The sequence below is a fragment of the Streptomyces sp. NEAU-174 genome (assembly GCF_052665095.1).
On the sequence record NZ_JBQTCE010000006.1, the window covers coordinates 293,291 to 320,228 of the forward strand.

At 70.8% G+C, this 26,938-nt stretch carries 22 protein-coding genes; 13 read left to right on the top strand and 9 right to left on the bottom strand.

All coding sequences use genetic code 11. The features are described from left to right. Positions 1 to 2: 2 nt before the first annotated feature. From ACT2CW_RS19725 to ACT2CW_RS19740, 4 genes are all read right to left on the bottom strand, one after another. A complete protein-coding gene (locus tag ACT2CW_RS19725; protein ID WP_445517587.1) occupies positions 3 to 878 on the bottom strand; it encodes an ABC transporter permease in 876 nt (291 codons plus the stop codon). A gap of 2 nt (positions 879 to 880) precedes the next feature. Continuing rightward, the gene (locus tag ACT2CW_RS19730) at positions 881 to 1,852 is read right to left on the bottom strand and encodes an ABC transporter permease (RefSeq protein ID WP_445517588.1); all 972 of its coding nucleotides are present in this window, start codon (positions 1,850 to 1,852) and stop codon (positions 881 to 883) included. Then, on the bottom strand, positions 1,836 to 3,398 hold the full coding sequence (locus tag ACT2CW_RS19735; RefSeq protein ID WP_445517589.1) for an ABC transporter substrate-binding protein: 1,563 nt from the start codon (positions 3,396 to 3,398) through the stop codon (positions 1,836 to 1,838). Before ACT2CW_RS19735 ends, ACT2CW_RS19730 begins: the two co-directional genes overlap by 17 nt. 134 nt (positions 3,399 to 3,532) lie before the next feature. Then, complete coding sequence (locus tag ACT2CW_RS19740; RefSeq protein WP_445517590.1) at positions 3,533 to 4,789, bottom strand: ROK family transcriptional regulator; 1,257 nt, start codon at positions 4,787 to 4,789, stop codon at positions 3,533 to 3,535. Between the two features lie 143 nt (positions 4,790 to 4,932). On the opposite strand from ACT2CW_RS19740, the gene ACT2CW_RS19745 reads away from it, so the two are divergent. From ACT2CW_RS19745 to ACT2CW_RS19780, 8 genes are all read left to right on the top strand, one after another. After that, positions 4,933 to 6,360, top strand: coding sequence for a sulfatase-like hydrolase/transferase (locus ACT2CW_RS19745; protein WP_445517591.1), 1,428 nt, complete (start codon positions 4,933 to 4,935; stop codon positions 6,358 to 6,360). Positions 6,361 to 6,537: 177 nt separating this feature from the next. Next, entirely contained in the window at positions 6,538 to 6,990 is a 453-nt protein-coding gene (locus tag ACT2CW_RS19750; RefSeq protein ID WP_445517592.1) for a DUF6924 domain-containing protein, read from the top strand. Positions 6,991 to 7,223: 233 nt separating this feature from the next. After that, entirely contained in the window at positions 7,224 to 7,949 is a 726-nt protein-coding gene (locus ACT2CW_RS19755) for a GntR family transcriptional regulator (protein WP_164422568.1), read from the top strand. A 60-nt stretch (positions 7,950 to 8,009) separates the two neighbouring features. Continuing rightward, on the top strand, positions 8,010 to 9,050 hold the full coding sequence (locus ACT2CW_RS19760) for an ABC transporter substrate-binding protein (protein ID WP_445517593.1): 1,041 nt from the start codon (positions 8,010 to 8,012) through the stop codon (positions 9,048 to 9,050). Continuing rightward, positions 9,047 to 10,264 carry an ABC transporter ATP-binding protein gene (locus tag ACT2CW_RS19765; RefSeq protein WP_445517594.1) on the top strand — a complete coding sequence of 406 codons (1,218 nt, stop codon included), beginning with the start codon at positions 9,047 to 9,049 and terminating at the stop codon, positions 10,262 to 10,264. Before ACT2CW_RS19760 ends, ACT2CW_RS19765 begins: the two co-directional genes overlap by 4 nt. Beyond that, positions 10,225 to 11,148 carry an ABC transporter permease gene (locus tag ACT2CW_RS19770; RefSeq protein WP_445517595.1) on the top strand — a complete coding sequence of 308 codons (924 nt, stop codon included), beginning with the start codon at positions 10,225 to 10,227 and terminating at the stop codon, positions 11,146 to 11,148. The genes ACT2CW_RS19765 and ACT2CW_RS19770 overlap by 40 nt, the downstream gene beginning before the upstream one ends. Next, on the top strand, positions 11,145 to 12,029 hold the full coding sequence (locus ACT2CW_RS19775) for an ABC transporter permease (RefSeq protein ID WP_445517596.1): 885 nt from the start codon (positions 11,145 to 11,147) through the stop codon (positions 12,027 to 12,029). Before ACT2CW_RS19770 ends, ACT2CW_RS19775 begins: the two co-directional genes overlap by 4 nt. Before the next feature lie 23 nt (positions 12,030 to 12,052). Continuing rightward, on the top strand, positions 12,053 to 13,210 hold the full coding sequence (locus ACT2CW_RS19780; RefSeq protein ID WP_445517597.1) for an NAD(P)/FAD-dependent oxidoreductase: 1,158 nt from the start codon (positions 12,053 to 12,055) through the stop codon (positions 13,208 to 13,210). A gap of 78 nt (positions 13,211 to 13,288) precedes the next feature. On the opposite strand, the gene ACT2CW_RS19785 is transcribed toward ACT2CW_RS19780, so the two are convergent. The 4 genes from ACT2CW_RS19785 to ACT2CW_RS19800 form a co-directional block, all read right to left on the bottom strand. Then, positions 13,289 to 14,491: an SGNH/GDSL hydrolase family protein gene (locus tag ACT2CW_RS19785; protein WP_445517598.1), complete on the bottom strand. Its 1,203-nt coding sequence runs from the start codon at positions 14,489 to 14,491 to the stop codon at positions 13,289 to 13,291. Continuing rightward, positions 14,488 to 16,923 carry a glycosyl hydrolase family 95 catalytic domain-containing protein gene (locus ACT2CW_RS19790; RefSeq protein ID WP_445517599.1) on the bottom strand — a complete coding sequence of 812 codons (2,436 nt, stop codon included), beginning with the start codon at positions 16,921 to 16,923 and terminating at the stop codon, positions 14,488 to 14,490. Before ACT2CW_RS19790 ends, ACT2CW_RS19785 begins: the two co-directional genes overlap by 4 nt. A 69-nt stretch (positions 16,924 to 16,992) precedes the next feature. Beyond that, positions 16,993 to 18,822, bottom strand: coding sequence for an alpha-galactosidase D (locus ACT2CW_RS19795; protein ID WP_445517600.1), 1,830 nt, complete (start codon positions 18,820 to 18,822; stop codon positions 16,993 to 16,995). Positions 18,823 to 18,939: 117 nt separating this feature from the next. Continuing rightward, complete coding sequence (locus ACT2CW_RS19800; protein ID WP_182468425.1) at positions 18,940 to 20,115, bottom strand: ROK family transcriptional regulator; 1,176 nt, start codon at positions 20,113 to 20,115, stop codon at positions 18,940 to 18,942. Positions 20,116 to 20,348: 233 nt separating this feature from the next. On the opposite strand from ACT2CW_RS19800, the gene ACT2CW_RS19805 reads away from it, so the two are divergent. Beyond that, a complete protein-coding gene (locus ACT2CW_RS19805) occupies positions 20,349 to 22,484 on the top strand; it encodes an alpha-galactosidase (protein WP_445517601.1) in 2,136 nt (711 codons plus the stop codon). Here the strand turns inward: ACT2CW_RS19805 and ACT2CW_RS19810 are convergent. Beyond that, positions 22,459 to 23,343 (bottom strand): LysR family transcriptional regulator, encoded by an 885-nt coding sequence (locus ACT2CW_RS19810; protein WP_445517602.1) that lies wholly within the window; start codon positions 23,341 to 23,343, stop codon positions 22,459 to 22,461. The two genes, ACT2CW_RS19805 and ACT2CW_RS19810, sit on opposite strands and share 26 nt — an antisense overlap. 172 nt (positions 23,344 to 23,515) lie before the next feature. Between ACT2CW_RS19810 and ACT2CW_RS19815 the strand changes: the two genes are divergently transcribed. The 4 genes from ACT2CW_RS19815 (at position 23,516) to menE (ending at position 26,920) form a co-directional block, all read left to right on the top strand. After that, on the top strand, positions 23,516 to 23,878 hold the full coding sequence (locus tag ACT2CW_RS19815; protein WP_445517603.1) for a DoxX family protein: 363 nt from the start codon (positions 23,516 to 23,518) through the stop codon (positions 23,876 to 23,878). Between the two features lie 87 nt (positions 23,879 to 23,965). After that, positions 23,966 to 25,000: a hypothetical protein gene (locus ACT2CW_RS19820; protein ID WP_445517604.1), complete on the top strand. Its 1,035-nt coding sequence runs from the start codon at positions 23,966 to 23,968 to the stop codon at positions 24,998 to 25,000. Positions 25,001 to 25,095: 95 nt separating this feature from the next. Continuing rightward, positions 25,096 to 25,590, top strand: coding sequence for a DUF5709 domain-containing protein (locus ACT2CW_RS19825; protein ID WP_445517605.1), 495 nt, complete (start codon positions 25,096 to 25,098; stop codon positions 25,588 to 25,590). A gap of 175 nt (positions 25,591 to 25,765) precedes the next feature. After that, positions 25,766 to 26,920, top strand: a complete 1,155-nt coding sequence (gene menE, locus ACT2CW_RS19830) for an o-succinylbenzoate--CoA ligase (protein WP_445517606.1) — start codon at positions 25,766 to 25,768, stop codon at positions 26,918 to 26,920. The last annotated feature ends 18 nt before the right edge of the window (positions 26,921 to 26,938 follow it).

The following is a 26,938-nucleotide window of genomic DNA, read 5'->3' on the forward strand; positions in this document are numbered from 1 at the left end:
GTTCAGCGGCGCAGCAGGCTCGCGGTGAGGCCATCGGCCACGAGCTGGAATCCCAGCACCAGCAGGGTGACGGCGGCCATCGGGCCGATCGCGTACCAGGGGTTCTGCGCGAGGAAGTTCATGCTTCCCTGGAGCAGCGACCCCAGGGAGGGGGCAGGTGGCCGGATGCCGAGGCCGACGTAGCTCATGCCGCCCTCGATGAAGACGGCGGTCGACATGGACAGGGCGAACTGGACGATCAGCGGATCCAGGCCGTTGGGCAGGATGTGGCGCACCAGTATCCGCACCCGGCCCGAGCCGATGGCCGTGGCCGCGACGACATAGTCGCGCTGGCTTTCGCCGACGACCGACGACCGGATGAGCCGGCCGAACAGCGGCACATTGACCAGTGCGATGGTCACCATGACCGCGGTGCCCCCGGAGCCGATGATCATGGCGACGGTGACGCCCGCGATGAGCGCGGTGAACGACAGCATCACATCGAACAGCCTCTGGATGGCGGTGTCGAGCCACCGGGCCAGTCCGCTCGCGAGGCCGATGAGGATCCCGGCGAGGGCACCGATCGGGACGGCGACGACGGTGGCGAACACGTCCTGGCGCAGCCCGTACAGCACCCGGGAGAACAGGTCGCGGCCGTACTCGTCGGTGCCGAGCGGATGCGCGGCCGACGGGTGGGCGAGGGCGAGCGGTCCTTGCTGTGTCGGCGCGGCGGGTGCCAGCAGCGGGGCCAGCACACCGGCCAGGACGAGCACCACGACGAGCCCGAGGCCCAGGCTCAGCACCGGCCGGCGCAGCAGCCGCGACCAGCCTCCGCCACGGACGACGGCGCCGGTGGTGGCCGTCGGCGGTGTCTCGGTGGCGGCGGTGGTGGTGGTCATGCTCACTCCATCCTGAGTCGGGGGTCGACGGCCGCGTGCAGCAGATCGGTCACGGTTTGCAGGACGACGAACACCGTGACCGTGATGAGCAGCAGATTCTGAACGACGAAGTAGTCGCTGCTCTTGAGGGAGTCGATGATGAGCTGGCCCACCCCCGGCCAGGCGAAGATGGCCTCCACCACGATCGCCCCGCCGAGCATCTGGCCGATCTGGATGCCGAGGACGGTCAGCACCGGTGGCAGGGCGTTGGGAAGCGCGTGGCACAGCACGATCCGTCGCCGCCGCAGCCCCTTCGCGGTGCCGATGCGGATGTAGTCCTCGTCGAAGACCCGCCGGATCGACGTCGACAGGAAGCGGGCGAGTACGGCGGCGGCGGGGAGGGCCAGGGCGAGGGCCGGCATGATCAGGTACTGCACCCCGATCTCCGGGTCCGCGAGCACGGAGACATGGCCGCCCGCGGGAAGGATCCGGTGGGTGATGGCGAACACCATCACCAGGAGCACTCCGCTGACGTACGGCGGTATCGCGAAGGCCAGCGCGGTGGCCGCGGCGGTCGCGCCGCGGACGAGGCGGCCCTTGGCCACGCCGAGGACGAGCCCGGCCAGGCCACCGAGCAGGACCGCCAGGACGATGGCGCCAAGGGTGAGTTCGAGGGTGTTGCCGAGGCCGTTGCCGATCAGGGTGGCGACCGGCACGCCACGTACGTAGGAGTCGCCGAGGTCGCCCGTCAGCACCCCGCCGAGCCAGGTCAGGTACTGGTGGGGCAACGAGGCGTCCAGCCCCAGCTGGTGCCGGACGGCGGACACGGTCTTGGCGGAGGCGTCCGGGCCCGCGGCGAGCACGGCGGGGTCACCGGGTGCCAGGTGCAGCACACTGAAGACCACGACCGAGGCGATGGCGAGCACCGCGAGGGCGGAGGGGACACGCCGGAGCGCGTAGCGGAGCATGAGGTCCTCCTCATGCCAGATAGGCATGGTCGAGGTCGATGCCGTCGTACATGGTCCAGGCCAGACCTTTGAGCGACGCCTGAATGGCATACGTATGGGTGCTGTTGATCAGGTCGATGACGAACTGCTGCTCGAGGAAGAGCTGGTTGAGGTCCCGGTAGGCCGTGGTCAGGGTGTCGCCCTTGCCGGTCCAGATCTCATCGGCCAGCCGGCTGTACTCGGGATCGCGGAAGTTGGACGCGTTCTGCTGGGCGTTGAACGGCCAAGCGCCCTTGACGAGCGTCGACGGAGTCAGCTGACCGAAGCCATGGCCGTTGACGAACAGGCCGGGGATCTTCCCGCTGACGAACATCTTCTGGTACTCGGCGTCCTGCTTGGGCTGGAGTCGGCACGTGAGGCCGACGTCCTCGAGGTTCGCCTGCACGATCTGGGCGATCGCGGCGTTCGTCGCCAGTGTGTTGCTGTAGTACAGGTCAACCTTGGCGTCGGCCGCGCCGGCCTGTCGCAGCAGACGCTTCGCCTTGTCCGGGTCCCGTGTGTAGGCCGCCGCCCGTTCGGGGTCCCAGGCGGCCGTTCCGGGTGACCACGGCAGGCTGCTCGGGCGGCCGATCCCGCCCAGCGCCTGGGCGAGGACCCGTTCCCGGTCGATCGCCCAGGCCACCGCCTGCCGTACCTCGACCTTGTCCAGCGGGGGGACCTGCACATTGGCCCCGATGTAATAGGTGAGGTCGTGGGCGTCGGACTGCACGAGGCGGAACCCGGGCCGGTCGCGGATACCGGCGGCGTCGAGCGGCGACAGGTCGAGGGCCAGATGTGTCTGCCCGGAGCGCAGGGAGGCCACGGCGGACGACGACTGGGCGGCGATCGCGATCTCGATGCCGTCGAGGTAGGGGCGGCCGGGCTTCCAGTAGTGGCGGTTGCGCTTCAGCGAGATGGACGAGCCCGGCTTGTAGGACTCGACGGAGAACGGCCCGGTGCCGATGATCTTCCGTCCCGAGGCGAGGTCGGCCACCGACTCCCGGTCGATCAGGACCATCATCTCGAACATGTCCCACACATTGCTGACGGCCTTGCCGAAGCCCACCGTGACCTCGTGGGCGCCGGTCCGCTCGGCCGAAGTGACCTGCTGGGCCACGGCCTTGACCTGGGTGCTGGTGGTGTCCTTGGTCAGGTGGTCCAGGACGAAGACGACATCCTCGGGACCGAAGGGACGGCCCGAATGGAACGTCACATCGTCGCGCAGCTGGAAGACATAGGTCCGTCCGCCGTCCGACACCCGCCAGCTCCTCGCGAGCGACGGCCTGGGCCGCAGAGTCCTGTGGTCCAGTTCGGTCAGCGTGTTGAAAACGGTGCGGCTCACCGAGAAGTTGGGGTTGATCTGTGACAGCAGGAACGCGGGCAGGATGTCCGTGCCCTGGACCATGTGCAGGGTGCCGCCGTGCCGTGGCCCGCCCCCGGATCCTTGCTGTTCCGCGACGGCGCTGCGGCAGGCGGTGTTCAACAGGCCCGCCCCGAGTGAGAGTCCCGCGGCGAGGACCGTGCGGCGTGCTGGCTGACCACGTTGTCCGGTCACGCTGACTCCTACCGGGTCGCTCATTTAAATCAGACTAGTTTATTTAACTGCGCTGGGCTGACCTTGCAGCCGAAACCTCCGGGAGGTCAAGGGTCAGGGCGCGCGGGAACGAGGTGGGGTCAGGCCGGAGGGAGTCAGGCCGTGGGAGCGGGGGCGAGCGGGTCGAGGAAGTCCGTCTCGGCCGTGTCGAGGGCGAGGCGTACGGCACCGGTGACCACGGCCTGCTCGCGCAGGGGCGAGGCTTCGACACGGGGCACGCGCGGGACGAGCTCGGTCAGCCGCCGACGCAGCGGCGGCAGCAGAACGTCCTCCGCCGCCGCCACGGCGCCGCTGATCACCACCAGTTCGGGGGCGAGCAGCATGGTCAGCGTGGCGATCGCGCGGGCGGCCGTCTCCAGCCCCTCCTCCAGGGCCCCGGCGGCGCCGACGTCGCCCCGGCGGACGGCCTCGAAGACATCGCTCGCGCTCACCCGGCGCGGGTCCCCGTCGGTCAGCGCGTGGAGCTCGGCGCCCGGCGCGCCGGGGAGCGGTGGTGTGTCACGGGCCGCGAGCTCGGCGAGCAGCGACGCCCCTTGCCGGCGGACCCTCCTCGCGATGCCGTCGTCGCGGGAGTAGTCGCCCATCAGGGACAGGAAACCGAGGTCCCGGGCGCTGTTGGCCTGGCCGCGTACGAGGGTGCCGCCGGTGCACATGCCCACCCCCAGCCGCTCCCCCGCCAGTAGACAGACGATGTCCTGGGAGGCGCCCGCGCGGCCCCGCCAGCGCTCGCCGATGAGGGCCAGGTTGCAGTCGTTCTCCACGCACACCTGCGCGGAGAAGTCCCGGGCCAGCGCGGCGCGCAGATCGACCCCGAGGAACCCCGGGATGCCGGTGCGCTGCTGTACGACACCGTCGGCGTCGACGGGACCGCTGGTGCCGACGCAGACCGCCAGCACCTGCTCATCGCGCAGCCCGGCCGTCCGCACCACCTCGACGGCGAGCTTCCGCACCTGCGTGATGCGCTGCTCCGGGCCGACCGAGGGGTCGCCGAAGGCGATCCGCGCCTCGGCGACGAAGACGCCACGCAGATCGGCCACGGCGACGCGGACGCTGTGCGCGCCGATGTCGATGCCCAGGACATGGCCGGCGTTGGCCACGAAGGAGAAGACCCGCGACGGCCGGCCGCGTCCGGAGAGCCGCCCGTCGACACGGTCGCTGGTCTCCCGGACCCAGCCGAGCTCGACGAGGTGGTGCGCGGCGGCGTGCACGGTGGGCCGCGACATGCCGGTGGCGTCCACCAGGTCTCCGGAGGACATCTCCGCCCGCTCCGGGGGGCGTTCCCGCAGCTTCGCCAGGATGCGGGCGGCGTTGACCCTCCGGGCCAGGGCGGATGTGGCGATATCCCCCGGCATCTGCTGCGACGCTCCTCTCCTGCCGCGCGCTGAGGATCTTGACGAGCACGGGATCTTGACCTCGGCGCGAACGGCCTGGAAGTCTAGCGCACGCCTTAAATAAAATGCTTTGATAAAAACGATACAAGGAGGGCCACGCACCCATGACCCCCAGCGCTTCCCCCTCCGGCCCCGCCACGTCCACGCGGCGTCCGAACGTCCTCGTCTTCTTCACCGATCAACAGCGCTGGGACACCACCGGGCTGCACGGGAACCCCCTCGGGCTCACCCCGGTCCTCGACCGCCTCGCCGCGGAGGGCGTGAGCGTGGACCGCTCCTTCACCTGCCAGCCCGTGTGCGCGCCGTCCCGCGCCAGCCTCCAGACCGGGCAGTACCCGACCACCACCGGCGTGTTCCGCAACGGTCTCTCCCTCCCCCGGGACACCCCGTCCCTGGCCCGCTCCTTCCGGGACGCGGGCTACGCCACCGGCTACATCGGCAAGTGGCATCTCGCGGGCGACCACACCTCCGGTCCGGTGCCGGAGGAGGACCGGGCCGGATACGACCACTGGCTCGCCGCCAACCTGCTGGAATTCACCTCGGACGCCTACGAGACCACGCTGTACGACGGCGACGGCGCACCGCACCGGTTCGAGGGCTACCGGGCCGACGCGCTCGGCACCGCCGCGATCGACTTCATCGACCGCGACCGCGACCGGGACCGCGGCCGGGACGAAGACCGGCCGTTCTTCCTCTTCCTGTCCTTCCTGGAGCCCCACCACCAGAACTCCCGCGACGACTACCCCGCCCCGACGGGCTACAGCGACCGCTACGCCACTCCCTGGGTGCCATCCGACCTCGCCGCCCTCGGTGGCGGCAACTGGGCGGAGCATCTGCCCGGTTACTACGGAATGGTGCGCCGCCTGGACGAGGTGCTCGGGCGCGTGGTCTCAGCGCTGGAGCGGCGTGGGGAGCTGGACGAGACCGTCATCCTCTTCACCTCCGACCACGGCTGCCACTTCAAGACCCGCAACGACGAGTACAAGCGCAGTGTGCACGACGCCTCCCTCCGCGTGCCCACCGTCCTGCGCGGGCCGGGGCTGCGGGGCGGTGTGCGGCTGCCGGAGCTGGTCAGCCATGTCGACCTGCCGCCGACGCTGTTGCGGGCGGCCGGCGTACCCGTGCCGAAGGAGATGCAGGGACGCTCCCTGCTGCCGCTGGTCCCCGGCGGGGCCGGTGGGCATGGCGGAGCCGGTGAGGACGCCGAGTGGCCACGAGAAGTGCTCTTCCAGATCAGCGAATCGGAGGTCGGGCGAGGGCTGCGGACGGACCGTTGGAAGTACGCCGCGACCGCGCCGGACGCCGACGCCTGGAACGACCCGCGCGCCGAGCGGTACCAGGACGCCTACCTCTATGACCTGCGCTCCGACCCCGACGAGTTGATGAATCTCGTGGCCGACCCGGCCTATGGACACGTCCTGGAGGAGCTGAGGCAGCGGCTGGTGCGGCGCATCGTGGACTCCGGTGAGCCACGCCCCACGGTCACCGCGCACGAGCCCGCCCCGAAGGCCGATTCCGAGGACACCGTCTAGGCCCGGCAGTCCTCTCACAAGAAACCCACAAAGACATCTTTTACGTTCCTATCGGCGGAGAACGCGTCTCCGACGCCTATCCCCGGTACTTCGGAACACTCAACGTCCTCGTCGTCAACCGCTCACCGGACAAAGACCTCAAGTCCAACTAGAGGATTTCCCATGCACAATCCCTCCATGCTCCCGGCCATCGATTTCACGCATCACGATTTCGAATCCGAAGCCCTTGTGGTGCGCACGGACCATTCGGACGACGAAGCATGGCGGACCGTCGTCGACCTGCTCAATCAACCCGATCAGAACGGGTTCGAGGTGCACACCTATCTGGTCGACAACCGTGCGTTCGCCGGGGCGAGTCCGGATGACGTGCTCTCCGCCGCCGTCGCCGAATCAGGGCTCGAAGTCGTGTTCTTGGCCGATACCGCCACCATGACCGGTGAGCACCCCCTGCTCGCGGTGTCGACCAAAAGCCAGGAGCTGGAGGACGGAGACATAGAACTCTCCCGCGAATTCCGTCTGTTGCCCCCGGAAGTCAATCTGATGCATGTGAACCTGGCCATCGGACATATGGACTTCTGGGAATTCGCGTATCACGCGTCACTCGCCGCGGACGGCATTCTCCGCCTGTGACGCGAACCTGCTGGGGCCCGGGGCCGCCGGCCAGATCCCCCACGTGTACGGCGGCCACACCACCCGGCTGCTCGCGATCAAGGAAGCCGTCGACCCGGACGGCGTGCTCCGGGGCGCTCCCCTGCCGAAGGCGGCAGCCCACGCGCCGAGCCACAGGCGACAGGGGACCGCGGCCGTAGGTCATATCCATCCAACGTATTGACATATCAATTGGGTGGGATCACTCTCTTCGCATGGCCGAACGTGACCTCCCGCTGTACGAGCAGATCCGCCGGGAGCTGGAGGGCAACATCCGGGACGGCCGGTGGCAGCCCGGGACCCGGGTGCCCACCGAGGCCGAGCTCGGAGAACAGTTCGGTGTCTCGCGCATCACCGTGCAGCGCGCGCTGCGCGAGCTCGCGGACGCTGGGCTGGTCGTCCGGTACCGCAGGCACGGCACGTTCGTCGCACAGACCACCGATGAGGAGAATCTGCTCCGCGCCGCGGGCGTGCTGACCAGCGGGCCCGAGGCCCACGGCGACCACCGGGTGATCGGCGCCAAGGTCCTGCCCGCGGGCGCCGCTGCCCTGCGGCTGCCCGGCCTGGACGACAACGACGCCGTCGTCCAGCTCGATCGCCACAAGCTCAGCCCCGACGGCAGCCGCGTGACCGGCACGGAGCTCGCCGTGCTGCCCTTCCGATTCGCCCCCGACCTGCTCGACCAGGATCTGGTCACCATCACGAGCCATATGTATCTCCGCGACCGTGGCGTGCCACTACAGCGCTCACGGCTCTACGTGGAGCCGTACGCCCTGGACGAGGAGCACGCCGAGCTCTTCGGCCTGAAGCCGGGTACCGCGGTCTTCCGCTGGCTGCGCACTACCTGGGCGGAGAACGACGAGGTGGTCGAACACCTCGAGATGATCCTGCCGACCGACACATCCCGCTTCTACGTGGAGACGTCCCTCCAAGGCCGCTGACCCTCATCGCAGGAGGTAGCCATGCCATCCCCTCGATCAGCCCTGCCCACCCTGTGTGCCGTGACCAGTGCCCTCACCCTCACCGTCGCCGTCACCGGCTGCGGCGCTCCCAGCCCCTCCGCCGGTGGCGGCAAGGGAGGCGCCCTGGTGGTGGCCGGCTACGGCGGCTCGTTCGAGACCGCGTTCCGCGACTCGGTCCTGCCCGCGTTCGAGAAGAGCTGCGGCTGCAAGGTCACCTACATCCCCGGCTCCTCCACCGACACCGTCGCCAAGCTCAAGGCACAGCGCGCCAATCCGCAGATCGACGTGGCGCTGGTGGACGACGGCCCGCAGGCGCAGGCGCTGGAGGCCGGGCTGCTCGCGTCGATCGACACCAAGGTGGTGCCGGTGGACGACGTGGTGAAGATCGCCCGGATGGAGCACGACTCGGGGGTGGGATTCGGGCTGACGGCCACGGGCATCGCCTACAACCCCGAGTGGTTCGCGGATCATGGCATCCCCAAGCCCACCACCTGGGAGGATCTGGCCAACCCCAAGCTGAGGGACAAGGTGGTCCTGCCCTCGATCGTCAACACCTATGGGGTGGGGCTGCTGGTCGGCGCGGCCAAGGCGAACGGCGGCTCGGAGAAGAACGTCGACCCCGGTCTCACGGCGGTGAAGAAGATCGCCAAGAACGCGGCGACGTTCGACACCACCGCCGATGTGTCCAACTACTTCCTCCAGGGCCAGGCCGCCGCCTCGGTGTGGGGGGTGTCTCGGACCTCGACGCTGGCGGAGAAGGACTTCCCGATCGAGTTCGTCTATCCCAAGGACGGTGCGATCGGCCTGGTGACCACGGCGAACGTGGTCAAGAAGGCACCGCATGGGGAGCTGGCCCAGAAGTTCGTGGCGCGTCTGCTGGAGCCGTCCGTCCAACGGGCGCTCGCCAAGGCGACCTACGACGGCTCGGTGATCCAGGGCGTCAAGGAGGACCCCGCCCTGAAGAACAAGGTGGTCAGCACCGACAAGGTGGACTCCCTGCTGAAGCTCGACTGGAAGACCATCAACAAGAACCGCTCCGCCTGGACCGACCAGTGGAACAAGCAGGTGGAGAGCAAGTGACCGCGGGGACGGACACCGTGGGCAAGGAGAGCGCGCCGACCGGGGCGGACACCGCCACCCGGGCCGGAAGCACCCGCGGGCGACTGGTCCTCAAGGGGATCCGCAAGGCCCTCGGCGGCAAGGAGGTCGTCCGTGGCATCGACCTGACGATGGAGCCCGGGGAGTTCCTCACCCTGCTCGGTCCGTCGGGATGCGGCAAGAGCACCACGCTGAACATGGTGGCGGGCCATCTGCTGCCCGACTCCGGCGTGGTGGAGGTGGACGGCCGCGACATCACCCGGCTCCCGGCGAACCGGCGGGCCATGGGCATGGTGTTCCAGTCCTACGCCCTCTTCCCCCATATGACGGTGGCGGAGAACATCGCGTTCGGCCTGCGGATGCGCAAGGTCGGCGCGGCCCGGCGCCGGCGCAGGACGGCCGAGGCCCTGGAGCTGGTGGGGCTCGACGGCATGGGCGAGCGCTATCCGCGCCAGCTCTCCGGCGGGCAGCGCCAGCGCACGGCCCTGGCCAGGGCGCTGATCGTGGAGCCCGATCTGCTGCTGCTCGACGAGCCGTTCTCCAACCTCGACGCCCAGCTCAGGGTGCGTCTGCGCGAGGAGGTCGCCGCCCTCCAGCGGCGGGTGGGCACCACCACGATCCTGGTCACCCACGATCAGGACGAGGCGCTCGCGGTGTCGGACCGGATCGCGGTGATGGCCGAGGGGGCGATCCATCAGCTGGACGTCCCCGAGACCGTGTATCTGCGTCCGGCCACGGACTTCGTGGCGCAGTTCGTCGGCGAGGTCAATGTGCTCGACGGGATCGCGGCGGGGGCGGCCGCCGATGGGCATCGCTGCCGGATCGCTGACACCCACCTCGTCACGGCGACACCGGTGGGCACCGCGCCGGGTGACGGCGAGGCGGTACGGCTCTATGTGCGGCCGGAGGCCGTACGGGTGCTGGCCGTACCCGAAGGCGTGTCCGAAGGCGTGTCCGAAGGCGTGTCCGAGAAGGGCCGCTCGGCGAGCACGTCCACCCGTACGGCGGCGGAGCCGGGGCTTCCCGGCACCGTCGAGGCCACCCGTTTCCTCGGCACCCGTGTCCGCTGCGCCGTGGCCACGGCCGCGGGACGCGTCGAGGCCACGCTGCCGTTCGGTTCCGAGGTGCCCGGCCTGGGCGAGGAGGTGATCTGCGCATGGCAGCCACAGCACGCGTCGCTGACGGCCCGGCCCTGACGCCCGACGGCTCCGCGCCGACGCCAGGGGCTTCCCGGCCGGTCGAGAAGCGCGGCCCGTGGCGCACCGGTCTGCTGCTGGCCTCCCCCGCCATCGCGGTGCTCGCCCTGCTCTTCATCGCACCGCTGTTCATGCTGGTGTACAACAGCTTCCGCACCCAGGCGGGCGATCCCACCCTGCACAACTACACGCGGTTCCTCGGGGACTCCTTCTACCGGAATGTGCTGTGGCACACCTTGTGGATCGGCGCGCTGACCACCCTCGGCTGCCTCGTGGTGGGCTACCCGTTCGCCGTCTATCTGCGCGGCCGCTCCCCCAGGGCACGCAACTACCTCTCCCTCGTGCTGCTGTCGCCGCTGCTCATCTCCATGGTGACCAGGGCGTACGGATGGCTGGTGCTGCTCGGGCCCAAGGGGCCGATCGCGGACGGGTTCCACGCCCTGGGCCTGGACGCGCCGAAGATGCTGTACAACGACACCGCGGTCGTGATCGGCATGGTGCATGTGATGCTCGCCTACATGGTGCTTCCGCTGATGGGCAGCCTGGACCGGATCGACCCGGCCCTCACACCCGCGGCCAAGGGGCTGGGGGCGAGCGGCTGGACGTGCTTCTGGCGGATCACCGTGCCACTGTCCCTGCCGGGGATGCTCGCCGGTTCGCTGATCGTGTTCAGCCTGACCGTCTCCAGCTTCGTCACCCCGGCGATTCTGGGCGGGCCCACGGTGAAGCTGATGCCGTACTTCGTCTACACCGAGGCGACGTCCAACCTGAACTGGCCGTACGCGGCGGCCATCGGCTTCGTCCTGATCGTGGTGACGACGATTCTGACGGCCGTGTACGCCCGGCTGCTGCGCGGGCGTGGCGGCAAGGAGGTGTTCGCGTGACCACGGCAGCGGAAACCGAAACGGCGACGGCGACGGCGACGAGCAAGGCCGCGGGCAAGCCGATCGCCACGGGCGCGGGCGGGCGCGCGAGGCGTCTACTCGGCGCCGTGTTCGCCGCGCTCGTCGGCCTGTTCCTGCTGGCGCCCGTGCTGGTGACCATCGCCTCCTCGCTCACCACGACCAGCTATGTGACCTTCCCGCCCAAGGGGCTGACCCTGCACTGGTACGCGGAGCTGCTGAACCGCCCCGAGTTCCTGGACTCGTTCCTGCTCAGCATCGGCGTGGCGGCGGGAGCGGCCGTGGTGTCCACGGCGCTCGGGCTCGCCGCCGGGCTGGCCATCCACCGCTATCCGTTCCCGGGGAAGTCGGTGCTGGACAGGCTGTTCTCGAGTGCGTTCGCCGTGCCGACGATCGTGCTCGGCATCGGGCTGCTCCAGTGGTACGCCCAGCTCGGCATGGCGTCCAGCCCGCTCACGCTGCTGCTGGCGCATCTGGTGCTGACCGTCCCGTACACCGTGCGCCTGGTGCTGGCCGGGCTCGCCGGGCTCGACCGGTCGGCGGAGCTGGCCGCCGCCGGGCTGGGCGCGAAGGCGCCGCAGGTGTTCTGGCATGTGACGCTGCCCGCCGTGCGCGGGCCGCTGATCGCGGGGGCGTTCTTCGCCCTGATCACGTCCTTCGACGACCTGACGATCGCGCTGTTCGTGGTGACCACGGACATGCAGACCCTGCCGGTGCGGATCTTCAACTACCTCCAGTACAACTACGACCCGACCGTGACCGCCGTCGGCACCGTGATGGTGCTCTTCGCCGCGGTGGCCGTCGTCATCATCGAGCGCGTCGTCGGCGTCGCGCATCTGTTCGGGGCCGACCCCGAGAGCTGACCTTCGTGCCAAGGAGGATTCCCGTGCGAGTTGTGGTCATCGGAGCCGGAGTGGTGGGCGCGGCGGTGGCGGCGGAGCTGGCCGCGCGTGGCGCCCGGGTCACCGTGCTGGAGGCCGATCACCCCGGGGCGGGCACCACGGCGAACTCGTTCGCCTGGATCAACAGCGCGAACAAGGAGCCGGAGCCGTACTTCGCGCTCAACCACGCCGGTGTCCGCGCACACTACGAGTTGGCCGGGGACGGCGCGCCGTGGTTCTTCCCCGCCGGAAACCTGGAGTGGGCGGTGACGGACCGGCACAAGGAGGTGCTGGCCGGGCGGGTGGCGCGGCTGAGGGCCAGGGACTACCCGGCCGAGTGGATCACCGCGGAACAGGCCCGGGAGCTGGAGCCGGACCTCGCGGCGGCACCGTCGCACGCCGTGTTCGCCTTCTTCCCCGAGGAGGCGTACACCCTGCCCGTGCCGCTGCTGTCCCGGCTGCTGGGCGCGGCCAGGGACCGTGGCGTGACGGTGGTCGGCGGCGCCAGGGTGACCGCGATCGAACACGGCCCGGCCGGAGCCACCGTGATGTGCGCCGACGGCGGCCGCCACCCGGCGGACACGGTGGTGAGCTGCGCGGGCCGGTGGACGCAGGAAGTGGCCGCGCTGGCCGGTGCGCACGTCCCCATGGCGGACCCGGATCTCGCGGGCTCGGCCACGGTCGGCTTCCTCGCCACCACCGCGCCGGTGGCCGCGCGGCTGTCCCGCGTGCTGACCGGCCCGCGGCTCAACGTACGCCCGGACGGCGGCGGTCGGCTGCTGCTCCAGGCCCTGGACCTGGACGCGACGGCGGACCCCGGCAAGCCGTACCCGCCCGACGGCGAGATCGCCTCCGCGATGCTGGCCCGTCTGCCCGAGGTGCTGAACGGCGCCGAGGGCACCGTCGTGGAGAAGGTCCGGGTCGGTCAGCGCGCCATGCCGGGCGACGGCTTCACAGTGGCGGGCTTCCCCGCCGCCGACGTGCCGTTCTATGTGGTGGCGACTCACAGCGGCATCACCCTGGCCCCACTGCTCGGCCGCCTGGTCGCGGACGAGCTCCACGGCCACGAATCCCCCCTGCTGAAGGACTTCCGGCCCGGCCGCTTCACCTCGGGCGCGGTCCTGCCCCCGCCGCCTCCGGCCCGCCGCCCGGGCGAGCAGTGAGACAGGGTGGCCAAGGCGGCTGCTGGTGGTGACGACCCGCCGGGCCCGGCACACCGGGCCCGGCGGGTCGAACGGGTCTCAGGGGCCGCCGGCGCAGTCGAGTGCCGTGAGGTCGATGGCGTCGGCCAGCGCCTGCATGCCCTTGTCGTTGGGGTGCAGATGGTCACCGTTGTCGAAGAACGGCAGGATGCGCTCGGGGTCATAGGGGCTGCGCAGGGCGCGGTCGAAGTCGGTCACCGCGTCGAACTCGCCGCTGCTGCGGACGAAGGCGTTGACCTCCTGGCGCACCCCCTCGGCGGCCGCGTCCCATTCGCTCCAGCCCTTGAACGGCCCCACGGTGGCGCCGACCACGCACATCCCGGCCGCGTGCGCCCGCTCGATGATCCGGCGGTACCCGGCGATCATGTCCGCGGCGGTGACACCGGTATGCGCCTTGATGTCGTTGACCCCCTCGAAGAGGAACACGGTCCGCACGCCCGGGAGGGACAGGACATCGCGGTCGAGCCGGTTCAGGGCGCTCTGTCCGGCGCCGTCGGCGAGGACCTTGTTGCCGGAGATCCCCTCGTTCGCCACTCCCTTGACGTCGGTGGCAGCCTGGCGCAACCGGCGCGCGAGGTAGTCGGGCCAGCGGCGGTTGAGGTCGGTGGTGGACTGCCAGCCGTCGGTGATGGAGTCGCCGAGCGCGGCCACGGCACCGGTCACGGCGGACGTCCGGACGGTGACGGCGTCGAGGTAGAACCAGGAGCCGGTGGTGTCCGTCCAGTGGGCGGCGCTCTCCTCCCTCGTGTGGTCGCCCTGGGTCGTGTACGACGTCTGCATCGCCATCCCGTGGCCCGTCGCCGGACCGGCCGCGTCGGGGGTGTGGAGGCTGACGACCAGGTTGGTGGCGGCGGGCAGACCGCCGGGCAGGGCGTCGCTGAGCACCACCTCGCCCGCCGGGACGGTGACGGTGTGCGCGCCGCCGAAGGTCAAGGGCCGGTTGCTGCCCCGCTTCAGCTCGGCGCCCGACTTCTGGACGCCGACGTACACGCTGTCGAGGGTCAGCGGCCGGTCACCGAAGGCGTTGGAGAGGCGGATGCGCGGATCGCTTCCGCCGACGCTGGTGTGCACGACCATCCGATAGCCGCGGTCGGGTGCCCCGTCTCCCATGCGATCCGCGCTCGCCGCCCAGGTGACGACGTCGTGTCGACCGCCCGCCGCCGCGGCGGGTGTGGCGTGCAGCGCGGCGGCGGCGAGCAGTACGACACCCAGGCCACCGATGGCGGCACGGCGAGCCGTCATCGGGCGAACCCCTTAAGCGTGACCGACCCGCCGGGCTCCAGGCGGACCGTGCGGGAGGTGGAGCCATGGGCCACCGACGTGGTGCGACCACCGACGCTGCGGATCGTCACCGACGTCGGTATCCCCCGCTCCCAGCGCAGATCGACGACGAAGCCGCCGCGCGCGGCCAGCCCCGTGACCGAGCCGGACGCGGCCCAGGCATCGGGCAGGGCGGGGAGCAGTTCCAGATGGCCGGGGCGGGAGTACAGCAGCATCTCGCTCATCGCGGCCGGGGTGCCGAAGTTGGCGTCGATCTGGAAGATGCCACGCCCCTTCTCCACCTCGTAGATGTCGAAGAGGTTGAACGCGGTGCCGTTGCTGCCGTCGGTGGAGGGGCGGAGGTTGTTGGCCACGAGCTGGTACGCCGTGTCGGCGTCCTTCAGCCGCGCCCAGCACGCGGCCCGCCAGGCGTTGGCCCAGCCGAAGCTGTTCATGCCGCGCGCGGTGAGCAGGGCGGTGGCCCCGTCCACGATCTCCTGGGGGGTGGAGCCGTCGGGGCGGATGCGGTCGCCGGGGAACAGGCCGATCAGCGGGGACAGATGGCGGTGGGTGGTCTCCCCGAGGTTGTCGGGGGACATCCACTCCTGGAGCCAGCCGGTCTTCGGGCTCACCTCCGGCAGGTACAGCTTCTTCCGCAGCGAGGCGATCGTGTCCGCGTAGGCGGTGTCCTTCTTCAGCTCGGCGGCCGCGGCGGCGAAGTTGCCGAACAGCGCCCACACCAGCTCCTGGGCGTAGGTGATGCCCCTGGCGTCCTGTGGGCCGTGTTCGGGCGACCAGTCCTTGTCGTCGATCAGCACCTCCCTGGAGGTGCCGGGGAGGGTGGTGGTGAGCAGCCGCGCCTCCCAGAACTCACAGGCGCCCTTGAGCAGCGGGTAGATCTTCGCCAGGTACGCCCGCGACTGGGTGTACTCGTAGTGCTCGTACAGGCTGTTGCTCAGCCAGGCGTTGCTCGCGGGATGCCACCACCAGCCGCTTCCGCCGTGGATGTTGGTGGAGAAGGCCACGGTCCAGCCGGCGACCTTCTCCGTGGAGTTGCGGTAGCGGTTGCGCGGGTCGTTGAAGAGGTCGTGGGTGAGTTTGGCCCAGGACGGGAGCTGGGCGAGGCAGTAGTCGGCGAAGGCGTCGAAGCACGAGGACAGCCCCGCGCGGTCGGCCATCCAGTAGTTCATCTGGATGTTGATGTCGGTGTGGTAGTCGCCCATCCAGTCCGGGTCGTTGCCGTCCAGCCACAGGCCCTGGAGGTTCAGCGGAAGGCTGTCGCGCGAGCCGGAGATCATCAGATAGCGGCTGAACTGGAGGTAGGCCGCCTCGAGTTCGGGGTCGGGCACACCGTCCCGGGCGCGTGCGGTGAGGCGCTTCCAGGTGTCCAGGGAGCGCTGGGCGTCCGTGGAAGTGCCGAGCGAGAGGGTGAACCGCTCGTACAGGCGCCGGTAGTCGGCGATATGGGTGCGCCGCAGGGTGTCCGCCGAGTGCCGGGCGGCGGCGCGCACCTTCGTACGGGCCAGCTGCTCGGGGTTGAGGGTGGGGTCGCGGTAGCCGCGGTCGGCGTCGGGCGCGTAGTTGGTGCCGCCGCTGACCACCACCGTGAGGTCCTTGCAGCCGGAGAAGTCGACGCGGGTGCCGTCGACACGCACCCGGCCGCCGCTGCCGTAGGCCGTGACCGCCGCGCCGTAGCGCAGACCGTTGGGGAAGGACGCGCCGAACGACTCGGCGCTCACGGGCTTCTCGCCGTGGGTGCCCTCCAGGGTGACGCTGCCGGTGTAGCGGCCGCCGCCGCTCTGGGTGAAGTGCAGGACGATCGCGTCGTCGGGGTGGCTGGCGAAGATCTGGCGCCGGTAGGTGACGCCGGAGTGGACGTAGGAGCTGGTGACCAGGCCCTGCGCGAGGTCGAGGGCGCGCCGGTAGTCGTTGACGCCGGAGAGGTCGTGGCCGGGGATGTCCACGGTGAGCCGGGCCAGCAGGGTGAAGGAGCCGAAGTCACCGCGCCCGTAGGGGAATTGGCCGTCGGCGTCGAGGGTGTCATTGAGGCCGCCGGTCCACATCGTGGCGTCGGTGATCAGCAGCAGCTCGCGGCCGGGGTCGTTGCTCGCGAGGGCGCCGAGGCGGCCGTTGCCGACCGGCAGGCCCTGCTCGATCAGCGAGCCCTCGTCGCCGGGGGCCCGCCACCACAGCTCGTCATATGAGGTGCCGGTGAGCGGCGGGGTGTCGGCCGGGCGCCGGGGCGCGGCGGAGGCGGTGAAGGCGGGCAGGGCGCCGAGGGCCAGGGTGAGTCCGGCCGTCGCCGCGAGGGACAGCGCGGTGCGTCTGCTGGGGTCTGTGCCGGAGTCTCTGCTGAGTTCTCCGTTGGCGTCTCCGTCGGTGTCTCTGCCGGTGTCGGTCGGGCGGGGGTTCATGGCGGCTCCAGGCGTCTGAGATCGGCAGATCGGCAAGGGGCCCGGCCGAGGGGCCGGGCCCCTTGGTGTTCAGGAGGACTTCGGTACGTCGATCCGGTCGATGTCCGGTGCGTAGCCGGAACCGCTGTCGAACGTGATGGTGTTGGAGCCGGCCTTGAGCGTCACCGGAACGTGGACACTATTGACGGTGGACCAGTCGCCTGTCGAGGGGAACGTGTGGCGGGTGGCGCCGCCACCGTTGGCCGAGACATCGGCGGAACGGGCGTCACCGCTGACGTAGGCCACCTTGATCTGGTAGGTGCCGGCCTTGTCCACGACGACGTTGTTGATGGTCAGCTTTCCCCCGGTGTAGAGGTTGCCGACCTTGTGGCCGTCGGAGCAGGCCGCGCAGTCGGCCACCGAGGCATTGCCGCCGAGGGTGTTCGCGGAGGACTCGGCCTCGATACCGGTCCAGGTGAGCGCGTCGCCGCGCGGGGTGACCTGGAAGAGGCGGGAGCCGTGGGCGGGCAGGGCCTGGGTGATCCCGTTCCTGTGCGTGCCGAGGTTCTCGTGGTTCCACAGATCCCGCACCGCGGCCTTGCCGGTGAAGCCGAGCGTCGACCAGTCGGCGGTCACCGAGGCCGGCCGGTCGGCCAGGTTGAACAGGGCGACCGTGTAGGTGCCGTCCTGGTTCTTCGATGCCCACACCTGCTGGGGGTCGGACGGTGTGACCGGCCGCGCGGGCGGTGCGTCGCCCTGGTTGACGGCGATGACCTCGCGGTTGGTCAGCAGCGACAGCCCGTAGGAGTCCAGCTTGGTCACATCGTCACCGGTGTAGAGCGGCGACTTGGCGATCGCCCACAACGTGGCGTAGCTCTGCCGCTCGGCCTTGGTCAGGCCGTCCATCTCGCCGTTGCCCACATCGAGGGAGTCGAGGTCGTTCCAGCCGCCGGGGCCGGCGTGCCGGGTCCAGGCCGGTGTGTCGTCCCAGCGGTCGTCGACGGAGTTCTCCCAGCTGACGAGCGTGTTGCAGTAGCATTCGACGTCGGTGTCGACGCGCCAGCCGTTGGAGTGCTTCTTCCAGTCGTCGGCGTGCCCGATATCCAGCGACCAGGACAGCTCCAGGTGGATCGGGCGGCCGGTGGCGGAGATCGCCTTCTGCCAGGCGGCCACATCGGCGACGTTGTTGTAGTTGTCGCCGCTCTTGAAGGAGCCGGGGCCCACACCGTCGAGTTTGAGGAAGTCATAACCCCAGTCGGCGAACATCCGCGCCTGGGAGTCGATGTACTTCTGCGCGCAGGGATCGGAGAAGTCGATCTTGTACGCGCTGTCCCAGCCGTTGGTGGTGCGCAGGTCGTCGTAGACGATGTCGGCGGTGGTGCAGCCCTCGGCGTTCCAGATCGGCACCTTGCCCCCGCCGTACGCCTCCTTCTCCAGGCCGACGGGCAGATAGATACCGGCCTTGAGGCCCTTGGAGTGGATGTGGTCGGCGACCGACTTCATACCGCTCGGGAAGCGCACGGGGTCGGCCTTCTGGCGGCCGTACTCGTCGAACTCCGGTGTCCACGCGTAGTTCCGCCACCAGCCGGCGTCGATGTTGATGTACTCGTAGCCGTACTTCTTGAGCTTGGTGGCGAGGGCGTCGGTCTGTTTGAGGACGTTCGCCTCGGTGAGGTAGCTGTAGTCGCCGTTCGGATTGAGGCCCGGGTACTTCGACGACTGCATGCTCCAACTCGACCAGCCCATATAGGGCTTGGCGGCGATGGTGGCCGGGGATGCCGGGGTGGCCGTGGTGGCGTCGCCGTCGTCGGGCCGTGCCTGCGCGGCCGGGGCGGCCGTGGCGAGGCCCGCGGCGAGGGCCAGGACGATAAGGGATCTCAGACCGCGTACGGGCATGACGGGGTACGAGGGTGACCGCATGGGTCTACCTCCTGGGGTGTGGTTCGGGGAACGGGGTGGCGGCGGGATGCGGCGGGGTTCGGGGTACGGCGGCGCAGGTTGCCCTTGTCTCAACCGACAGGGGAATGGCGGCCCGCGCTAGTTCGCGTCTGATCGGATGAAGGACTGGATGGCGGTGGCCGCGGCTCCACGGGCCCACTCGTCGAAGGGCAGCGGCCGGGTCTGTACGTCGCACCGCGCCGCGGAGCCGAAGGCCGCCGTGGCGAAGGCGTCACGGATGTGGTCGGCGAACAGGTCGTAGGCGGCCAGGCCCTCGCCGGAGATGATCACCCGTTCGGGGCCGAGCAGATTGGCCACGGTGGCGATGCCTCGGCCGATGGCGTCGCCTGCCCGTGCGTAGATCTCCCGTGCGCCGGCGACCCCGTCGTGGGCCAGTCCGGCGGCCTCGACCGCGTCGGCCACCTGGACCCCCGTGGCCGCGCGGACCTGGCGGACGATGGCGTCGTCGCTCGCGATGGCCTCCACACAGCCACGGTTGCCGCAGTGGCAGCGAGGGCCCGCCGGGTCGACGGTGATGTGTCCGATCTCGCCGGCCACACCATGGGCCCCGGCCACCACCCTGCCGTGGACCACGAGACCGCAGCCGATGCCCGCGCCGACCGTCACGACGGCGAAGCCGGACAGCCCCACGCCCGCTCCGAACCACTGCTCGGCCACGGTCAGCGCGCGCACGTCGTTGTCGACGGTCACCGGAAGGCCCGTGGTCATGGCGGCGAGTTCGGCGAGCGGCACATCGCGCCACTCCAGGAAGGGCGAGTAGCGCACCACGCCCTCGGCGCGGTCCACATCGCCGGAGACGGCCATGCCCAGGCCCGCGACGCGCACACCGAGGCCGTCCGCCTCGATGAGCAGCTCCCGGACGAGTTCCGCGGCCGTCCCCAGCACCGCCTTGGGGTCACGGGCGGGGAGGGGGATGTGCCGGGCGACGAGGATCCGGCAGCACAGGTCGGTGAGCACGCCGATGATCGTGTCCCCGGTGACCTTGACCCCGATGAACAGCGCGCGGCCACCATCCACCCGGACCAGGTTCGCGGGCCGCCCGAGTGCCGGGCGCGCGTCCTCGTCCACGTCCTCCACCAGGTAGCCGGCCTCGATCAGGGGACGGACCGCCTTGGTGACGGCCGCCGCCGACAGCCCCGCCCGCCGCGCCACTTCCAGGCGGGTGAGCGGGCCCTGCGACAGGACCGTGGTGAAGATCTGCGAGGCGGCCGACGTGTGCGCCGGGAACGACTCGACAGCGGAGGGCGAGGACATGGCCGGGAACCTAGGCCCCTTATTTTCCGCTGTCAATGAAAGAAGCAAGAATCTCCTGAGGATTGCCTGTGAGCCCTGATCCCGCTTCCAAAGCCCGACTCGTGCGGGGGTGTTGACATGTGATCGAAGGTCTCGTTGGCTTAGCGGGCGGCCCTCTTCTCGCACGCGCCGAGCGCCCCGCATCCGTACGCGACACCCGCCGCTCCCCCGCCGTCCCACGAACGTGAGGCCCGATGCCGACGATCTCCCGTGCCCCGGACACCGGGGTCTGGCTGCTGACCACGCCCCGCACCTCGTACGCCCTGCACATCGACGAGACGGGCGCGCCCTGCCATCTCGCCTGGGGGCCGCGGCTGACGCCGCGGGAGGCCGAGCAGCTGGTCGTGCCCGCCGGGGAGGCGGCGAGCAGCTTCGAGGGACGGCCCGCGGTGGGCGAGGAGCTGCCGGTCGACGGCGGCACGCGCTATGGCGCGCCCTCCCTCCAGATCCGGTACGCGGACGGCTCGCGCGGCTTCGAGTGGCAGCCGACCGGGCACCGCGTCATCACACCCTCCGACGGCGTCGGCGAACTCCGGCTGGAATTCCGCGACCGCCACTATCCGCTGCATGTCGCGCTCCACTACCGGGTGCGGGACGACACGGATGTCATCGAGCGCTGGACGGTGCTGCGCAACGAGGGTGAGCAGCGGGTCAGCCTGTTGCGCGCCGACTCGGCGGCCTGGTCCCTGCCACCACTGGCCGACTACCGGCTCAGCCATGTCACCGGGCAGTGGTCCGCGGAGAGTCAGCTGCGCCGCGAGCGCCTGCCGCACGGGGAGACCGTGCTGACCAGCCGGCGTGGCATCACCAGCCATCACGCGAGTCCTTGGGTGATGGTGGACGAGGGCGACGCGGGCGAGGAGCACGGCCGGGTGTTCGGCGCCGCCCTTGCCTGGAGCGGGAGTTGGCGCATCACCGCACAGCGCACCCCGGACGGACGCGCCGGTTTCACCGGTGGCGTCGGCCACGAGGGCATATGCGTGCCGCTGGTGCCGGGCGAGGAATTCGCCACCCCGGTGTTCGCCGGGCTGTTCACCGACGGCGGGTTCGGCGCGGCGAGCCGGGCCTGGCACGCGTACACACTGCGCCACGTCCTGCCGCACGGCCGTGAGGTGGCGCCCGTGCTCTACAACTCCTGGGAGGCCACCGGGTTCGATGTGGACGAGGCGAACCAGAAGGCGCTGGCCGAGCGGGCCGCCGCCCTGGGCGTGGAGCTGTACGTGGTCGACGACGGCTGGTTCGGGGCCCGGCGCGGCGATCACGCGGGGCTGGGCGACTGGACCCCGGCCCGGGAGCGCTTCCCACACGGCCTCGGCCCGCTGGCCGACACGGTGCACCGGCTGGGCATGCGCTTCGGCATCTGGGTGGAGCCGGAGATGGTCAACCCCGACAGCGACCTCTACCGCGAGCACCCGGACTGGGTCCTGCACACCCCCGGCCGGGCCCGCAGCGAGCTGCGCAACCAACTCGTCCTGAACTTCGCCCGCGACGACGTGGCCGACTGGGCCTACGGCTGGCTGACCCGGCTGGTCGCGGACCATGGCATCGACTTCCTCAAGTGGGACATGAACCGCGCCTTCAGCGAGGCCGGGTGGCCCGGCACTCCGGACGGCCACGACCGGCTGTGGACGCGCTATGTGGCCAATCTCTACGACGTCCTCGACCGGCTGCGGGCCGACCACCCCGGGCTGCGCATCGAGGCGTGCAGTGGCGGTGGCGGACGCGTGGATCTGGGCATCCTCACCCGTACGGACCAGGCGTGGGTGTCGGACAACACCGACGCCGTCGACCGGCTGGTCATTCAGCACGGCTTCGGTCAGCTCCTCCCGCCGCGCACGATGTCCGCGTGGGTGACCGATGTGCCTAATCAACTCACCACCCGCACCGTGCCGTTGAGGTTCCGCTTCCATGTGGCGATGTGCGGGCTGCTGGGCATCGGCGGGGATCTCGCCCGCTGGTCCGAGGAGGAACTCGCCGGGGGCGCCGACCTGGTGGCCGAGTACAAACGGGTGCGCCACCTCGTCCAGCACGGCGTCCTGTACCGGCTGTCCGGCCCGCACGGCGAGCTGCCGACCGTGGTGCAGTACGCCGCCGAGGACGGCAGCGAGACTCTGGTGCTGGCCTGGCAGCGCGGCCCGCGCCACGGAGTCCCCAGGCTGCCGGTACGGCTGCGCGGGCTCACCCCCGGCGCCCGCTACCGCGACACCCGCACCGGCGAGGCGCACCACGCCACCGTGCTGGCGGAGTACGGATTCCGCCTGGACCTCCCGTCCGGTGACTGGGCCAGCACGGCCGTACACCTGGTCAGGGAGGGGCAGGACGAGACGTAGCGCCGCCACTGCCGCGATAGGCGGCGGTGGCGATTTCGACGAACGAGCGGACCAGGGGATTCGTGTCGCCCTCGTTCCACGCCACCACCACGCGGCTCGGCGCCATGTCGATCAGCGGCACCACGGCGAGCCCCTCCGGCGGCTCGTGGTCCACGAGCGTCATGCCGACCGTGCCGTTCCACAGCACGGCTTGGCGGCATTCCTGGACGCCGCGCACCACCGGGCCCTGGCGAGGCTCCCCGCCGTTCCAGTACGACTGCCAGAGGGGGTCGGTGCCCTCCGGGAACAGGAACCAGCGGCGGTCCGCCAGGTCGGCCAGTTTCAGGCTGTCGCGGCGGGCCAGCGGATCGTCGGCGCGCAGCAGCGCGCCCACCGGGTCGGCGCGCAGCTCGTGCACGGTCAGGCCGGTTTCGTCGAACGGCCCGCGGGTCAGGGCGATGTCCACCAGCCCTGCGTGCAGCCCGCAGGTGGGATCGGTCAGGTCGGTCTCGCGGATGTGCACCTCGACGCCCGGGTGGCGCCGGTGGTAGGCGCCCGCCAGCCGGGTGGCGTCCGGGTCGGCGCTGTCCCCCAGGATGCCCACGGTGAGGCTCGCGGTACCGGCCGCCGTGGCCACGCGCACACGTACCCGGTCGGCGTGGTCGAGCAGGGCGCGCGCCTCGTCGAGCAGCACGGCACCCACCGGAGTGAGCGTGACACCGGCGGACGACCGGTGGAACAGCGTGGCGCCCAGCCCGGTCTCCAGCTGCTTGATCGCCCGGCTCAGCGGCGGCTGGCTCATGTGCAGCCGGACGGCGGCCCGGCCGAAGTGGAGTTCCTCGGCGACTGCCACGAAATAGCGCAGGGTGCGTAGCTCCATGGTGCAACGATACCCATCCGGTATCGAGACCGCGGAAGGAGTCTTGGACGGTCGTGGCGCCCCGGCGGTGGAATCGCGGTGTGACTGAAGAACCGAAAACCAGTGTCCGGGTGAAGAGCCGCTACGCGACCGAGCCGACCACCGGCGTCGCCCGGAAGGCGGGACGGGAATCGTGAAGGTGGCGTACTGGATCGTCGCCGGCCTGCTGGCCCTCTTCTACCTCTACGGGGGCGGGGTGAAGGTGATCCGGAGCCGTGACGAGCTCCGGCCGATGATGGCCTGGGTGGACACCATGCCGATGGCGGCCGTCAGGGCCATCGGGGTGATCGAAGTGCTCGGCGCGATCGGGCTGATCCTTCCCCCGCTGACCGGCATCGCGCCCTGGCTGGCCCTGGCCGCGGCCATCGGGTTCGTGATCCTACAGATCGGCGCCACCAGGGTTCACCTGCGCCGTGGAGACCGCCAGGTGGCGCTCAACATCACGCTCTTTCTCGCCGCGGCCGTGACCATCTGGCCGGCGACGACATGGCTGTGACACCGGGCAGGGCCACGCGGCGGCCCGCCCGGCCAAAAGGTGACAAAATAATCCCAGGAGGTTGATCCACGCCGGGCAGGAGAGCTGGTGGACCTGGACGCCGTCGCCGATGAGCTGTACGCCCTGCCACCCGCGGACTTCACCGCCGCCCGGGACGAGCGCGCCAAGGACGCCCGCACCGCGGGCGACCGGAAGCTCGCCGAGCGGATCCGCCGCTTGCGCCGCCCCACCAAGGCGGCGTGGGCCAGCAACCTGCTGGTGCGGCGGCGGCCGGACGAAGCCGAGCAGGTCCTTCGGCTCGGAGAGGCACTGCGGCAAGCACACCAGGACCTGGACGGCGGGCAACTGCGGAAGCTGTCCACACAGCAGCGCCAGGTCATCGCGGCGCTCGCCCGCCAGGCGAGGGAGCTGACCGCCCAGGCCGGGCAACCGATCGGCGAGGGCGCCCAGCGCGAGGTGGAGGAGACGCTGCGCGCCGTGCTGGCCGACCCGGACGCGGGTCAGGAGTGGGTACGGGGGCGGCTGGCCAAGCCGCTCGCGGCACCGACCGGATTCGCGCTCCTAGCCGACGCCGCCCGGTCCGCGCCACCCGCCACGGGCCGGGGCAAGCGGGCCTCCGGCGGCCGGGTGGCCGATCTGGACGCCGCTCGTTCGCGGCGCCGCGAACGACAGGAGCAGGAGCGACGCCGTGAACAGCAGGAGCAAGAGCAACGCCGCGAACAGCAGGAGCAAGAACGGCGCCGCGCACAACAGGAGCAAGAGTGGCGCCGCGCACAACAGGAGAAGCGCCGCGAGCAGCGGGAGCGGCAGGCCCGTGCACATCAGGAGGCCGAGGACGCAGAGCGCCGACTGCGCGCCGACGAGGCGGAGCTCAGCGCGGCCGAGGATGAGCAAGACCGTGCTGACCAGCGAAAACACCAGGCGCAGCAGCGTCTGACGGACCTGAGAAAGCAGCTGAAGGAGGCCGAGGGCGAGCAGCGGGAGGCCGATGAGGCCGTCCGGGAGGCCCGCACGCGGACGCGGAAGGCGGACCGGGCGGTCCGTGAGGCGAGGCGGCGGGCCACCGACGCGGCAGCACGGGCGGAACAACTCGCCGACCAGGCAGAACCGCCGACGGTGTGAGGAAAAGGCGAGAGAGGAAACCCGACCACATGAGTTCGCGCCGGAGGCCCGGGCCGGTCGATGGCCGAACAAGGCACCATGCGAGGGAGGCAGCGATGATGAGCGACGACAGGGCAGACGACGTCTATCAGCCGACCGGCACCAACGAGGAGCAGGAGGACGCGGCCCCCCTGGACGCCCAGGACTCCCTGGACGAGCGCGACTACGACGAGATGCTCGACGAGGGCTACTCGCCGCCGGAAAAGCCACTGGGTGTCACCAAACACGGCACGACGGCGGCCGAACAGCGCGAGCGCGAGACGCTCGACGAGCGGCTGGCCGAGGAGAGCCCCGACGTCGAAGCCCCAGCGGGCGACGAGGTGGGAGATGTGCAGGACGGCGAGGGCGAACCGATCGACCCCGAAGCGGGAACGGAGCGCACGGGACGGCTCGTCGCCCCCGACGAGGGCGCGCACACCGACACCACCAAGGAAGTCATCGCCAGGGACGAAGGCATCGACGCCGGCGCTGCCGGCGCCGAGGAAGCCGCCGTGCACACCGTCCCGGATGAACAACTCGAAGCGGAAGACGACACGGAACCGGATCGTTGATCCTGCCGCGGGGCGGCGGAAAGGATGCCGTGGCAGCTTCCTGACAGGACGTTTCCCCGGCGTCGGCACGCCCCGCCGCCGGGTCGTAGCGTGGCCGGAGGGGTGAGCGGTCTCGCGGTGCGCGGGCGACCGCTCGCGTGATGATGGACGTCCTTTTCGCGGAGGGGCCACCGCGATGCTGATCCTGCCGTGCGACGGTTCGGTGGACACGGTCGGTGCGCTGTCGCGTGCGCTGGCCGTCGCGATCGAAGACCACGGGGAAACCGTGCTGCCCGTGGCGGCGGCTGCGGGCTCGCCTGGGCTCGACACCCGTGGGCCCGTACCGTCCGGGACGGCGGTGGTGGTCGGCACCTCGGGGTCCACCAGCGAGCCCAAGGGGGTGCTGCTCTCCGCCCGGGCACTGCGCGCGTCGGCGGAGGCCACGCACACCAGGCTCGGGGGCCCCGGACGCTGGCTGCTGGCGCTGCCCGCACACCATGTGGCGGGCGTGCAGGTCCTGGTCCGCTCGCTGCTGGCCGGGGCGGAGGCGGTGGTCCACGATCTGCGGGAGGGCTTCCGGCCCGAGCGGTTCCGCGCCGCGGGTTGCCGCTACACCGCGCTGGTGCCCACGCAGATCCGGCGGCTGCTGGACACGGGTGGGCCCGGCCTGGCGGCGTTACGGGAGTTCGACGCCGTACTGCTGGGCGGCGCGGGCACACCGGAGCCGTTGCTGACGCGGGCGCGCGAGGCGGGTGTGAGGGTGGTGACCACGTACGGCATGACCGAGACCGCCGGTGGCTGCGTGTACGACGGGGTGCCGCTGGAGGGGGTACGGGTGCGGATCGGTCCGCCACCGGAAGGGACGCCCGGGCCCGGCGCGGGTGGTCCGATAGCCCTCGGCGGACCGACCCTGGCCTCCGGCTACCTCAACCGGCCGGAGCTGACGGCCCGTTCCTTCGACGACGGCTGGTTCCGCACGGACGACCTCGGGCACTGGCGGGAGGACGGCCGTCTTCAGGTTCTCGGCCGGGCGGATGACGTGATCGTCACCGGCGGGGTGAAGGTGTCCCCGTCCGTGGTGGAGCAGGTCCTGCGGGAACAACCCGGTGTCGGGGACGCGTGTGTGGTGGGGGTGGACGACCCGGAGTGGGGGCAGATCGTCGTGGCCGTCGTCACTCCGCGCGAACCGGGGGCGTGGGGGACAACGGCCGAGGGCGCGCTGAAGGGCGCGGTCCGGGAGCGGCTCGGGCGCGCCGCCGCGCCCAAGGACATCCGGGTCGTCGAGGCCCTGCCGCTGCGCGGGGTGGGAAAGCCGGATCGGCCGGCCGTGCGCCGTCTGTTCACGGCGTAGTGAGGTCGTGGGCGTACG

What these genes read in the sequence shown, in the direction of transcription:
- ACT2CW_RS19725 (WP_445517587.1), bottom strand. Translation starts at nt 878, where the DNA reads ATGACCACCACCACCGCCGCCACCGAGACACCGCCGACGGCCACCACC.
- ACT2CW_RS19730 (WP_445517588.1), bottom strand. Translation starts at nt 1,852, where the DNA reads ATGCCTATCTGGCATGAGGAGGACCTCATGCTCCGCTACGCGCTCCGG.
- ACT2CW_RS19740 (WP_445517590.1), bottom strand. Translation starts at nt 4,789, where the DNA reads ATGCCGGGGGATATCGCCACATCCGCCCTGGCCCGGAGGGTCAACGCC.
- ACT2CW_RS19745 (WP_445517591.1), top strand. Translation starts at nt 4,933, where the DNA reads ATGACCCCCAGCGCTTCCCCCTCCGGCCCCGCCACGTCCACGCGGCGT.
- ACT2CW_RS19750 (WP_445517592.1), top strand. Translation starts at nt 6,538, where the DNA reads ATGCTCCCGGCCATCGATTTCACGCATCACGATTTCGAATCCGAAGCC.
- ACT2CW_RS19755 (WP_164422568.1), top strand. Translation starts at nt 7,224, where the DNA reads ATGGCCGAACGTGACCTCCCGCTGTACGAGCAGATCCGCCGGGAGCTG.
- ACT2CW_RS19770 (WP_445517595.1), top strand. Translation starts at nt 10,225, where the DNA reads ATGGCAGCCACAGCACGCGTCGCTGACGGCCCGGCCCTGACGCCCGAC.
- ACT2CW_RS19785 (WP_445517598.1), bottom strand. Translation starts at nt 14,491, where the DNA reads ATGACGGCTCGCCGTGCCGCCATCGGTGGCCTGGGTGTCGTACTGCTC.
- ACT2CW_RS19790 (WP_445517599.1), bottom strand. Translation starts at nt 16,923, where the DNA reads ATGAACCCCCGCCCGACCGACACCGGCAGAGACACCGACGGAGACGCC.
- ACT2CW_RS19795 (WP_445517600.1), bottom strand. Translation starts at nt 18,822, where the DNA reads ATGCGGTCACCCTCGTACCCCGTCATGCCCGTACGCGGTCTGAGATCC.
- ACT2CW_RS19800 (WP_182468425.1), bottom strand. Translation starts at nt 20,115, where the DNA reads ATGTCCTCGCCCTCCGCTGTCGAGTCGTTCCCGGCGCACACGTCGGCC.
- ACT2CW_RS19805 (WP_445517601.1), top strand. Translation starts at nt 20,349, where the DNA reads ATGCCGACGATCTCCCGTGCCCCGGACACCGGGGTCTGGCTGCTGACC.
- ACT2CW_RS19810 (WP_445517602.1), bottom strand. Translation starts at nt 23,343, where the DNA reads ATGGAGCTACGCACCCTGCGCTATTTCGTGGCAGTCGCCGAGGAACTC.
- ACT2CW_RS19825 (WP_445517605.1), top strand. Translation starts at nt 25,096, where the DNA reads ATGATGAGCGACGACAGGGCAGACGACGTCTATCAGCCGACCGGCACC.
- menE (WP_445517606.1), top strand. Translation starts at nt 25,766, where the DNA reads ATGCTGATCCTGCCGTGCGACGGTTCGGTGGACACGGTCGGTGCGCTG.